9 protein-coding genes and 3 pseudogenes are annotated in these 12028 nt (G+C 40.7%); 5 read left to right on the forward strand and 7 right to left on the reverse strand.

Annotated elements, in window-relative coordinates; all coding sequences use genetic code 11:
• Positions 1 to 166 precede the first annotated feature (166 nt).
• The 4 genes and pseudogenes from HFU86_RS19340 to HFU86_RS19360 all read left to right on the forward strand — a co-directional run bounded on the left by HFU86_RS19340 (position 167) and on the right by HFU86_RS19360 (position 3031).
• Positions 167 to 748 (forward strand): plasmid pRiA4b ORF-3 family protein, encoded by a 582-nt coding sequence (locus tag HFU86_RS19340; RefSeq protein WP_187129929.1) that lies wholly within the window; start codon positions 167 to 169, stop codon positions 746 to 748.
• An 80-nt stretch (positions 749 to 828) separates the two neighbouring features.
• Positions 829 to 1422 carry a recombinase family protein gene (locus tag HFU86_RS19345; RefSeq protein WP_233618463.1) on the forward strand — a complete coding sequence of 198 codons (594 nt, stop codon included), beginning with the start codon at positions 829 to 831 and terminating at the stop codon, positions 1420 to 1422.
• Between the two features lie 50 nt (positions 1423 to 1472).
• Positions 1473 to 1787 (forward strand): annotated as a pseudogene (locus tag HFU86_RS19350) (ISKra4 family transposase); the annotation flags it as partial.
• A gap of 507 nt (positions 1788 to 2294) precedes the next feature.
• Positions 2295 to 3031 (forward strand): annotated as a pseudogene (locus HFU86_RS19360) (IS6 family transposase).
• A 103-nt stretch (positions 3032 to 3134) separates the two neighbouring features.
• On the opposite strand, the gene HFU86_RS19365 reads toward HFU86_RS19360, so the two are convergent.
• The 7 genes and pseudogenes from HFU86_RS19365 to HFU86_RS19395 all read right to left on the reverse strand — a co-directional run bounded on the left by HFU86_RS19365 (position 3135) and on the right by HFU86_RS19395 (position 11250).
• The gene (locus HFU86_RS19365; RefSeq protein WP_187129930.1) at positions 3135 to 3869 is read right to left on the reverse strand and encodes a hypothetical protein; all 735 of its coding nucleotides are present in this window, start codon (positions 3867 to 3869) and stop codon (positions 3135 to 3137) included.
• Between the two features lie 331 nt (positions 3870 to 4200).
• Positions 4201 to 4689 carry a hypothetical protein gene (locus HFU86_RS19370; protein WP_187129931.1) on the reverse strand — a complete coding sequence of 163 codons (489 nt, stop codon included), beginning with the start codon at positions 4687 to 4689 and terminating at the stop codon, positions 4201 to 4203.
• 181 nt (positions 4690 to 4870) lie between these two features.
• Positions 4871 to 7444, reverse strand: coding sequence for a fimbria/pilus outer membrane usher protein (locus HFU86_RS19375; protein WP_187129932.1), 2574 nt, complete (start codon positions 7442 to 7444; stop codon positions 4871 to 4873).
• A 29-nt stretch (positions 7445 to 7473) separates the two neighbouring features.
• Positions 7474 to 8169, reverse strand: coding sequence for a fimbrial biogenesis chaperone (locus HFU86_RS19380; protein ID WP_187129933.1), 696 nt, complete (start codon positions 8167 to 8169; stop codon positions 7474 to 7476).
• A gap of 378 nt (positions 8170 to 8547) precedes the next feature.
• Positions 8548 to 8841, reverse strand: a complete 294-nt coding sequence (locus tag HFU86_RS19385) for a helix-turn-helix domain-containing protein (protein ID WP_187129934.1) — start codon at positions 8839 to 8841, stop codon at positions 8548 to 8550.
• Positions 8842 to 9425: 584 nt separating this feature from the next.
• Positions 9426 to 10380, reverse strand: a pseudogene (locus tag HFU86_RS20350) (IS91 family transposase); the annotation flags it as partial.
• Positions 10381 to 10512: 132 nt separating this feature from the next.
• Entirely contained in the window at positions 10513 to 11250 is a 738-nt protein-coding gene (locus HFU86_RS19395; RefSeq protein ID WP_187129935.1) for an IS6 family transposase, read from the reverse strand.
• A 154-nt stretch (positions 11251 to 11404) separates the two neighbouring features.
• On the opposite strand from HFU86_RS19395, the gene HFU86_RS19400 reads away from it, so the two are divergent.
• Positions 11405 to 11686: a hypothetical protein gene (locus HFU86_RS19400; protein WP_187129936.1), complete on the forward strand. Its 282-nt coding sequence runs from the start codon at positions 11405 to 11407 to the stop codon at positions 11684 to 11686.
• The last annotated feature ends 342 nt before the right edge of the window (positions 11687 to 12028 follow it).

Genomic DNA, 12028 nt, shown 5'->3' on the forward strand with positions numbered 1-12028 from the left:
AATGACCTATCCATAGTTATGATATCAATGTGTTATGAGCAAAATTTGGACTTTTCGATGAAGTGGGCTACCCCCTCCTAAAAGAGGAGAGCATAAAAAAGTGTGGGGTATCTCTTTAATCAATTAGTATGATCGTTCTCGTATTGATTGTGACAAAGGAGGAATAATGACTGTTTATAAGGTCAAAGTGGCTATTCGCGATATTAGCCCGATGATTTGGCGACGTTTTCGTATTCACGGTGGCATGTCACTTGGCGCTTTCCACTTTCTCCTGCAATTTGCGTTTGGTTGGGATAACTACCACCTCCACTCTTTTCATATTCATGGCAAAGACTACGGTATTAGCTACGAAGGTGGATTAGGCTTTTATGATAATCCTTGGTCGGTTTCGCTTGCCTCATTTCAGTTTGAAAATCGCGATAAATTTACTTATGAATATAATTTTTACCGTCATTGGTTATTAGATATCCGCATTGAAGCGGTTGAATCAAACGTAAATAAAACCATGCCATTTTGTCTTAGTGGTGAAGGAATGCCAGATGCTACCACATATGATGAAATGGAAGCTACGATTAAACTTTTAGAAGCCATTGCAGAAAGTAATGACAGCACGACTTGGGCAGACATTCAAGAATTTATTGATGAATACAACCGAGTTAAGTTTAACCGCCGAAGTCTCAATCAGTTATTAAAGCGCTATGATTTTGACACACCGAACTATTCACAAGGCTTAGACTGGACTCTCTAAAGGTATACTTTTACGTAAATAGAGATCTCTGTCCTTAAATTGTCTCTAAAGGTGGTATAAATTGGGGTTTAGAGAGTATTATGAAAACCTCTATAACCTTTATGGATTATTCTATGATTTATGCTTACATTCGTATCAGTTCTGCTGAGCAGAATTCCGCACGACAAGAAATTGCGATTCAAAATTCAGGTTATAAAGTCAAAACCGTTTTTACTGATATTGCCAGCGGCAAAGATACGCATCGACCCAATTTACAACAATTATTAGCGTTACTCGTATCTGGAGATATGTTAATTGTTCATTCTATTGATCGTTTATGCCGTAATATGATGGATATGTGTTATTTAACGTTAGATCTGAAACAGCGAGGAGTTTCACTAATTTTTCTCAAAGAAAATATTTGCTTTTCAGCGAATGAAAACAATCCATTACAAGAGCTTCAATTGCATATGATGTCCGCATTTAGTCAATTTGAACGAGCGCTAATTAGGGAACGCCAAGCGGAAGGAATTGCGGCTAAAAAACATCGAGGGGAACAAACGGGGCGCCCTCCTGCAGATAAGCGTAAGGTTGTCATGGTTGATGAATTAAAAGCGAAAGGCATTCGTCTTAAATTAGCCTGCGATAACGTTGGAATAGGTGTTTCAACTTACTATAAGTTAAGGAAAAAATAATCCATTAACTTTGGAGGTCGTATGATGAAGATCGTAGTGACAGTAAAGGTTATAAAAACAGTAAAAAAATGGTACGGTATTTAGGGGAAATGATAACTTATATTGATAATAACCAAGCTATGATCCCAAATTATGGGAAACGGTATCGCTATGGTGAACCCATTTCAACGGCATTTGTGGAATCAACAGTAAATGAAGTTATTGCAAAACGAATGGCAAAAAAACAGCAAATGCAGTGGAGCCAAGAAGGCGCACATTATCTTTTACAAACCCGAGTGGCCGTTTTAAATGATGAATTAGAGGGCATCTTTTACCGTTGGTATCCTAAACTAAGTAGCACTAAGTTAGATACAATGGCTGCGTAAATACCCCACACATTTTTATGCTCTCCTAGTATCAACCTCAGTATGTTAAAACCATTATATTTCTAATAAAGCAGCCATCAAAATCTTTGTTGAAAACAATAAAATCCCCCATTAATCCCCCCATTTTTAAATTGCTTATTTATTGATATACCCAAAGTTGATTAAATGTAAATTAATATTTATTGATTATTTATTTATGTTTTAAAACTATTTAAGTTTGTTAGCCCTCAAACGAATAAATTGGGCCCTATTGCAAAGTTTGAATGAGCCATTATGCTAAGTTAACCAGCCCTCTACGGAAGCTTACCTCATGAATGCATTTAGAGGTCGTCAATTTCACCGGTATTATCATCCTTTGGGCTATGCGTTGGTACTGAAAATACGAAATCAGTTATCGAGAACTTCAGGAAATGTTGGCTGAGCGCGGTGTCAATGTAGATGGGCTTGTTGCAAAAATCACTTAAGTGAGAAACACTCACACTGTCGATGCCCTCTTTAGGGGAAGCCATGCCAGCGAATGAGTTCAAATGGAAACATGTTGCCCCTACGCTCATCCTTTGGTGCTTACGTTGGTATGGCTCAACACCACTCAGTTACGCCAATGTCAGTGATATGCTGGCTGAACGAGGGATTTCTGTTCATCGCTCGACCATTTATCGTTGGTTTATTGAATATGCGCCCATTCTCCGTAAAAACTCAAAAAATATCAATTTATTCGGGCTGTTTCCTCTTGGCAGCTCGATGAAACTTACGTCAAAGTGAACGGAAAATGGTTTTACCTTTACCGTGCAATAGATAAATACGGAGACACTCTGGATGTTTATTTTTCACCCAAACGTAATCGGTATGCCGCCTATGAATTTCTCAAACGCGTATTAAAACCTTACACCGCTGAGCAACAACCCAAAACGTTAAATACCGATAAGCATGCGGCTTATGGTTACGCCATAGCCCGCTTAATAAAAGAAGGCAAGCTCCGCGAGGATGTACAGCAACGGCAAGTCAAAACTCTCAATAATCGAATTGAGTCCGATCATGCGCCGATTAAAAAATTGATTGTTACAACGGGTGCTTTTAAATGTGCTAAGCGCGCTTGGCGAACAATTCAAGGGTTCGAGACCTTGCGTAAACTGAATAAAGGCCAATTTGATGAATGGCTACGTCGATATGAACCTGAGTTTCGGGTACGTGAGCGCTCTGCCTTTATGAATCGCTTATTCAATGTGGAGACGGTGTTAGCCTGAAATTCCACTCCAAGTTGGACGTAAAACAATCTTATTTATTTTTTGCAACAAGCCCAGATTCCTAACCATGAACCCTTAATTTTATATTCCTTCTATATAAAACTTAAGGTAAAAGCAATTTTATACCAATAGTTTCATTAGCTTTCCCAGCCGAGATACCACATATTCTTATTTTGGTATTATCCAATAATCTCTTACCATCCAAAGCACCACCAACGATACTGGTTCGTATTATCCCATTATTATTACTTGGTGGATGTGTAACGCTTGCTTTAACAGAATATAGAGAATTATTAAATATAGGGCCTTCAATGCATTCTCGTCCTTTTAACTTAATATCATTAAATTGGTTCACATCAATATATGCAAATCTAGGCAAAGACCATTCATCTGCTCTTTTATAGCTATCAGTATAAACTAATCCTGTATATTCACCGTTATAACGCATCCCCAACATAGGATTTTCTAAGGGGGCTTTTGAACATTTAACGTAGCCTCTAGCATGTAAAGAAGCGACATTTGTCCACTTATTATTATTTACTAAAAAGCTAGTACTATATTTAGTTTCTAAGGTCGAGGTTGGGCGGTAATCACTTCCACTTGGCCCCCAAACATAGATAGCCTGTTCTACAATCAACTTACAAGATGATATCTCTTTAGTATTCTCATTTAGGAAAACAGCAAATCTATCTATCGATACCGACCGTCCACGATCCAAAGACCAGTTTAGAGTAACAGGATACCTGTACTCTTTATCCTCCTCCCTAACGGGATATTCTGCGCTATATGCACTATCAACAACGAAAAGTAATATAATTACTTTTTTTTGCTTCACCATATAATCACCTTAACATAATTTACTATCATGGTAGTTTTATATATTCTTATTAAAAATATATAAAATATAATCGATTCATTAATTATCAAAATAATAAAGTACTTTTAGATACGCTTGTAATTTTGCACCGACTCAAGGCAACACAGAGCGAACCTCATTTTTTAATACAATTTTCTGATAATCGCCAATGTAACTTTCAGAGGCAGTAACGGACTCATTTTCCCGCTACTGAAAAGCCATTTTTAAGCCTCATCCCACTAAGGACAAGGCTCAGATAACTATCTAACCATTATGGTTAAAGCATCATATTCCTGCTCTGTGTTCGAATGCCCTAAATCGGAGCAACCTTCACGGTAACGCTGCCTTTATACTCTCCGGCATCCAATGTGTCTGATTTTTGTCCTGCTACCCCTGAGAATACGAAGTCTGTCGTGCTTGTATTTTGCACAACATTATGTTCATATGCTCCACTTGCAAATACCGCATCTTTCCCTGCAACACGCAATGCCACCTTCAATTTCGAGGGGGTGTTACCTGCGGATGGACTCTTGCCTGTATGTGTCAGAATGATATTCTTACCATCAGCCCCTGGACTGGTTAATGTCAACTTACCACTCCCTCCCCCGCAATTGGTTGTCACTTTTACGGTATTCGCAGTCAGTCCTTCTGACTTCATCGCCGATGTACTCCCTAACGCAATCGATGTCTTATCCAGTGCTAAAGTACATTCTTTAGTAACTATCGCTGAGATAGCCACCGTTGCCTCGGTCGCGGCATAGCTTATACATGACGCTCCCAAAATAGCCGTACCAACTAACATACTAATGTGAAAATTTCTATTATATTTCATGATATGACTTCTCTCTGTTATGTGAAAAAAATTAACCCTGCGAGTAAGAACAAGGCCACAATAATTAAAACTGCAAAACAGGTAGATACCTTAAATCTCACCTACTTCGTACCTCTCTTCGTGTAAGATCTTTTTACCACGGGGACACTTTTTATTCACACGATATGCTGATAGTTTGTAATGAAGGCTCTTTAGTTTCTTCCAATACCCAGTCTGCCTGACATTGTTGGTCTGGCTGATTTCCCCACTTCCCCATAATGGAGCCCTTCGACGAAAGCCCGGAGAGATAAACCTGCCCATCATCCCCCACAATTCCAACGCTGTTTACCCCGTTACTGCTGACATTAATCACAGCCCCCATAGGCAGTGGTTTTTCGTTATAGATCAATTTCATTAACACTCTGGCACCGCGTTTAATCTGAAAATCAGCACGCACAACAGCACCTTTGCTCGGCATGACATGAGTCACGGGTGAGCCGATGTCTAACTGCTCATTTAATTGCCCGACATCTACTGCAACACGATTGGTTTGATATTCGCTGACCCACGGGTAAATTGCATACCCTTGCCAATCGGTTTTAATGCCGGAATTACTACTTAACGGGATACCGCTTTCCCCCTCAGCGCTCACCAATACCGCCGTTTGCCCAAGAGGTTGTCCAATAGTCATTCCTCCGCTGTGGAGAATGACGCCCCCTCTGAGGTCATAACTCACTTGGCGATAATCGCGTCCTCGACTGTACCCTGCAGAAACATTGCCATATCTGCCGTTATACCCTACGTGGACATTACTTGAGTTTCCATTTCGCTGAGAGAACCCCTGATTAACACTCCAGTTCATGTTATTTTGTGCCAGTAAGGTGCCACTTAATCCCACTTGTTGGGTTAATTCGCCCTCACTCCCGCGGTTCATGCTCGACGATAAATACACTGGGGAGCCGCTGTCTCGACGGGTTAATGGCATCGATATCCCAAAGTAGATACTTCGGTCTGTATTTTTTAATGATGAGTTCCGTGTTTCGTTGTAACTAAAGCTATACGAAACATCGCTAATAAAACTACTGACCCCAGTTTGTAAAGAAAGTGAGTTGCCCCTCCTCCCCCAAAATGTTTCTCGTGTTCCCGTAACAAATAAAGAGCTGTTATCACCGATACGTTGAGTTAAGTTAACTTCCATTTTTTCTCGACGCTTCTGTGTTAAATCAAACCAGTCATCATGTGAACGAGACTTCAGCTGTCCCGAAGTATCTCGTTGTTGTTCATTTAACCAACCTGACATTCGCGAACGGTAGTTTTCTGATAACGTGTAAAACCCTTCTGTTGAATAACGATAGCCCGCAAGTTGCACTGTCGTTCCGAGTGCGTCAAACGCGCGACTGTATAAAAATCGTAGTGACTGCCCTCTTCGCGATTGGCCATCAGCCAATTGACTGTTAGCCACGGTGACATCGGCAGATAATGCCCCCAAATACCCCAGGCTGATACTGCTCCCTAAGGCTATAGCCTGATAAAGTTCGGCATACTGAAGTCCAACGTAGACAGTCACATCATTGGGTAACCCCCTGGCAAGCATCCCTTGAATATATCTTGGTTCAGAATCTATTCCATTCCCGATTAACTGCCCTACGGTTAATTCGTATTGAACTGCCCCTTGGCGCAATAAGGAAGGTAATGAGGCATAAGGTATGGTAAAGATACGTTCGCTGCCATCGGCTTCCGTGACCGATACTTTTAATTCACCACTAGTATAAATAGGGATAATATCATTGATTTCAAAAGGGCCTGGTGCCACGTTGATGTTGTAAACAATATGCCCATTTTGATACACGACCACTTGTGCATTACTGAATGCAATGCCACGTATCACCGGCGCATATCCACGTAGAGAATGCGGTAACATGTTCTCATCTGTGTGCAGTTGTACGCCTCGAAATGAGGTTGCCTCGAACAAGGTGCCAGAGGTGCTGCCATCCCCAATCAGCAATTCACTGAGCCAAGGCTTAATTGCTCGGGTTACCCATGTTCGTCCATAATTCCATTCACGCTGCGAGTAAGTATCGCCTCGATATTCTCGCAAGGTGCGCTCATTGCGTAAGCGCCATGCCCCCCAGTTAAGGCCACTGTTTAAACGCAAATAATAATTTTGACTCTGCCCAGACTTTCCTGATTGATTGACGCCACTAAAGGTGTAATTTAAGAGCCCAGCGGTAATACCATCATCCCAACGCTCAGGGGACACCCATCCTTTGGGCCTGCTCTCCATCCAAACCTGTGGGATACTGATATTCAATTGCATATTGGCAAAATCGAACATCACACTGGCCTTTGGAATGAGTGATTGAATATCAACACAAGCCGCGGCTTTATCACTCAACTGATTCGCTTCAAATAACGCCAGTTTCACACCCAGTTCAACAAAATCAGTTCGAGATAGACAAGGTCTCAATCCCGTCTCATCGTGAAGAGGATTTGCAGATGATAAATTGTCTATTGTCACAAATTCAACGTCACGAATGCCCACTTGCTCACCATTCACCAACAACGTCACACGGTAAATCCCTGGTAATTGCTGACTATCCTTTAACAACGCAATATCCGCTATTGTCTGGCCGGTAATCAACTCAGGTGGAAACCATAACGATTCGGATAAACTCAGCTTAGGTACCCCGAGTCCCCCTAATAATAGGGAGAAACTCAAAAAAGAGATTATATCATTTGGGCTCATTATCTTTTTCATCGGGTCATATACCTTGTTTACTTAATTTCGCTACTCGCTTTATCCATGCCACCATAATCATTGATGCTGCTATAACTAATGGTGTCACCTTTGCGCCCTGTTAGAGGGATTGATGTTTGCCCAAGCGGAGCAAGCATCACTTCATTTGCCATTGAATCCTTCAATTTAAGGTTCGTGAGCGTGAAATAATATGGGGTCGGGTTGTGAGCAACGATGGTCGAGCCCTGTTGCGTAAAGTGCAATAAGGTTAGTGCCTTTTCTCGCTTCGGCGACAAGCCAGCTGGGCGGGCAAAAAATTTCAATTGTGTTTCTGTTGCAATAACGATACGACTTTGATCATCGCTATTAGTTAAACCTGGTATGGCTTTCACCTTGAAGTAATACAACGTTTCCCTGTCTTGGGGATACACTGTCGCTGACGCGATGATGCGCAATATATTTTCACTATTCGGGGCACTTTGATAAATCGGAGGCGTGACAACAAAGTCCGTAGTTTTTTTTTCATCCTCGGTTTCAACCCAGGATTGAATGAGATACGTCGTATCATCATTAGTATTGTGAACAGAAAAACTGATTTGCTTTTCATTCAGGGGGTAAATAACACGTGACCCTGATAACGAAATCCCCTCCGCATAAGAGGTGGTTGTAAAAAGTAGAAAGCAGCTCAATATCACACATAGTGTATCTAGCCATTTTTTAGTCTTTAATATCATAAAAAAACATCTTCAAATAATATAATTAAAAGAATTACGTGGGGGAGTTCAGTGATCGCAAAGTGATGATGTTATAAAGATGCAAAGGTGTTTCTAACTCATGCGCCTTGCCACCAATCACTTCTCAGGGACTCCCCCAAATATGTATTGAAAGTTCAGTTATTGCAGACATCACAGCCAGAGTAGAAAGAAAATGCTCGATATTTTAACCTTTGAAACGTTTACTAATGCATGACATATAGGTCTAACGATTTTTATAAGTCACGGCATCACCCACACCTTTAGATTGTGTTTAATAAGGTAAGTCGTAATATTCTCCGAGAGCAGCTTCAATATTCTCAAAATTTATCACCTTACATAAAACATCAACGTTCCTATTTACAACCAAGGTGGTGATTCTGCATGGATAATTTGGTGAATAAGCTCATCCCAACGGAGGTCTAAAACATGAACAATTTTGCTCATCATCAGCAAATTCACGGTGGTTATTCCCCGTTCATACCGAGAGATTTGTTGTTGGCTCACGTTTAATCGTCTGCCCAACTCACTGCCCGTTAAGCGTTTTTGCTCTCGAGCGTAACGAAGGTAGCACCCAAATCGGCGGCGGATTTCTTTCTCCCCCATCACATTGACCTTGGACTCGGGTATCATTGCGTTTAATTCACTTGTCATCGTTGGTCTTATCCTCTTTGATAGAAATTTTATTAAAATTCTTTCCATCGATGTTACCCTCGGCGAAATCCGCTTTCTCTGTCAGTCTATCGACTTACGTAACGTCTTTTTGCTCTTTTGAGTCTCGATATCTCATGGTAAACAAATTGATAAATCCGTTACCACAAGGAGGTGCAATTAGTATAGAAATGTTATTTTTTCGTGTCTTTATGTCAATTTAATACATTAACAAACACAATAATAACAAGTATTAACGAAGATAAGACCACAATATAGCAATAAAATACGAATCATTTTATTATTATATAGAATTTAACTCCATTAAAACAAAAATAATTAGCATAAAAAACAATTTACACTTATTTGCTAAATAAAAAAATACAAAAAAAATCGTTTTTTATTCACGCCTCATCAAATTACCCCCAAAATAGAAGAAACAACCTTACTATACCCGTTACATTAATTCGAAATAACTTGTATTAATTAATAATGATTGATAATTGATTTGTAAATTTAATTAATGATTAAAATAATCGATCGACAAGATCGAAATAACATAATTAAACAATGCAAAACACCAACAAATTAGCTAAGCAACCGTAATAACGGATCATCTTAAAATGCCGCGCTGGGATATGACTGACATAACGTCGTATCATCTCTTCTTGGGATAAGGTTTGTCGTCGGTATTGTTGGCTATGGTGGTCATAATAATGATGAACCACGGTGCCCTCACTGTAATGTTTCAATTGAGAAGCCGAGATAGGAGGTCGTTTTAAGTAACGCCCAAGATATTTGACGTTGTGCCACGCGCCTCGGGTCTTTTTAGCAAAATGCAGTTTCCAATAGCGCTGGAACTGGGCATTGAGGTAACGACACCAGGTCGGATAATCACGAATATGCCCAAAGCCGGGTAATGTGTTGGGCAGTAATTGAAAATAGCTGTCTCGAAGGAGTCGAACGACGGCACTGCGCCAGACCTTTTCGACGTCTTTCTTTTTAAAGAAAATGGGCTTCCAGGTGTCGTATTTGGTGAGACCGCCTCGGGTCACTGACAAATGAATATGCGGATGTTGATTGAGTTGGCGACCGTAGGTGTGGAGGGCGCAAAAGATACCGATTTCGAGCCCAAGGCGTCTGGCGTGTTTGAGCATAGCACGCGTTGCACAGCGAAAGAGTCGGTTGAGCAAGGGTCAGTTATTGTTGAAGAAAGGTCAAAGCAGGTGAGGCATGGTGAGAGTGATATGTTGCCATTCGCAATCCGGCAAGATATGACGCTGTTGGGCGATCCATTGTTCGGTACCTTTGGAGACCACAGGCACTGCAGGCTTTAGATTTACAGGTTTGGCAAAAGAAGCGTGAATGGGTGCATTCAGGAGAAGAACAGCAATAACGGCGAACGCCCATAGCGCAGGTGCTACAAGCGAGCATCTTTTCGACACAGAGGAGTTGCCATTCATCGACGTGATTATTTTCGATGAAGCGATCCCATCCGTCATCGTATTGAAATAGCAGTTTAGCGGGGCTGGGAATATACATAGCGCAGAGTATAAAAGACGAGACGGGAGTTGCCTAGAAATAGAGCGGCTTTGCCGCGATGCTCACGCCAACGGCGTGCTTATGTTCCAAAAAATAAATAAGATTGTTTTACGTCCAACTTGGAGTGGAATTTCAGGCTAACACCGTCTCCACATTGAATAAGCGATTCATAAAGGCAGAGCGCTCACGTACCCGAAACTCAGGTTCATATCGACGTAGCCATTCATCAAATTGGCCTTTATTCAGTTTACGCAAGGTCTCGAACCCTTGAATTGTTCGCCAAGCGCGCTTAGCACATTTAAAAGCACCCGTTGTAACAATCAATTTTTTAATCGGCGCATGATCGGACTCAATTCGATTATTGAGAGTTTTGACTTGCCGTTGCTGTACATCCTCGCGGAGCTTGCCTTCTTTTATTAAGCGGGCTATGGCGTAACCATAAGCCGCATGCTTATCGGTATTTAACGTTTTGGGTTGTTGCTCAGCGGTGTAAGGTTTTAATACGCGTTTGAGAAATTCATAGGCGGCATACCGATTACGTTTGGGTGAAAAATAAACATCCAGAGTGTCTCCGTATTTATCTATTGCACGGTAAAGGTAAAACCATTTTCCGTTCACTTTGACGTAAGTTTCATCGAGCTGCCAAGAGGAAACAGCCCGAATAAATTGATATTTTTTGAGTTTTTTACGGAGAATGGGCGCATATTCAATAAACCAACGATAAATGGTCGAGCGATGAACAGAAATCCCTCGTTCAGCCAGCATATCACTGACATTGGCGTAACTGAGTGGTGTTGAGCCATACCAACGTAAGCACCAAAGGATGAGCGTAGGGGCAACATGTTTCCATTTGAACTCATTCGCTGGCATGGCTTCCCCTAAAGAGGGCATCGACAGTGTGAGTGTTTCTCACTTAAGTGATTTTTGCAACAAGCCCAGATTGATTACTTTAGGAACATTTGAGCATATTTATATGCATTATTCATTAAGTGCGTAAAAACAATAGGAATTATTGAGGTGTAAAATGAGAAATAAAAGCGTTATGTATGCTTTGGATTTTTTAACTCAAATTAACATGAAGCCATTCACTATTGAACAAAAACAGGCTCTTGAGTCTATTTTGTCAGTACTCCCCGATTGTAAAGGTGAAGAAGAAGCATTGATACCTAAAATAATTAATGCATTAGAAAATGATAGCTCAGGGATAGTAACACCAACAATGCTGAATGAAATGAAAGAATTTATCGAAGATTTAAAAGAATATACCGCAAAAAGTAATCCATGGTATGGCATGTTTAATAATTAGTGATTCCGAAGACATTTAGTAGTCTTCAAATAATCAGCGGTGTATTTGACACTAAAAAAGCAGGGCAGAGGTAACAGCAGAGCAAGCTGAGTTATTAGCTAAGCGTTTGGCTGACAAACCTTATGGTTCAACAGAGAATGCCTCACAATAACCTGAGAAACAAAGCAGAACAACCATCTCACTGAACGAGTCAATGCTTGTACAGCTAGAAGATATGGCACTAAAGAATAAGAGGGAAGGGAGAGAACCTAAAAGTGTCTGCGCAATAGACAGAGAAGCATTAGAAGATTACTTATCCAAATAACAGTTAATTAACTAACCATTATAATTTATAATAAAAAT

The organism is Providencia sp. JUb39, assembly GCF_012272845.1.
GTDB lineage: Bacteria > Pseudomonadota > Gammaproteobacteria > Enterobacterales > Enterobacteriaceae > Providencia > Providencia lanzhouensis.

Bases quoted from the DNA above. Each gene is read 5' to 3' on its own strand.
- HFU86_RS19340 (WP_187129929.1), top strand. From the start codon at position 167: ATGACTGTTTATAAGGTCAAAGTGGCTATTCGCGATATTAGCCCGATG.
- HFU86_RS19345 (WP_233618463.1), top strand. From the start codon at position 829: ATGAAAACCTCTATAACCTTTATGGATTATTCTATGATTTATGCTTAC.
- HFU86_RS19365 (WP_187129930.1), bottom strand. From the start codon at position 3,869: ATGGTGAAGCAAAAAAAAGTAATTATATTACTTTTCGTTGTTGATAGT.
- HFU86_RS19370 (WP_187129931.1), bottom strand. From the start codon at position 4,689: ATGTTAGTTGGTACGGCTATTTTGGGAGCGTCATGTATAAGCTATGCC.
- HFU86_RS19375 (WP_187129932.1), bottom strand. From the start codon at position 7,444: ATGAGCCCAAATGATATAATCTCTTTTTTGAGTTTCTCCCTATTATTA.
- HFU86_RS19380 (WP_187129933.1), bottom strand. From the start codon at position 8,169: ATGATATTAAAGACTAAAAAATGGCTAGATACACTATGTGTGATATTG.
- HFU86_RS19385 (WP_187129934.1), bottom strand. From the start codon at position 8,841: ATGACAAGTGAATTAAACGCAATGATACCCGAGTCCAAGGTCAATGTG.
- HFU86_RS19395 (WP_187129935.1), bottom strand. From the start codon at position 11,250: ATGCCAGCGAATGAGTTCAAATGGAAACATGTTGCCCCTACGCTCATC.
- HFU86_RS19400 (WP_187129936.1), top strand. From the start codon at position 11,405: ATGAGAAATAAAAGCGTTATGTATGCTTTGGATTTTTTAACTCAAATT.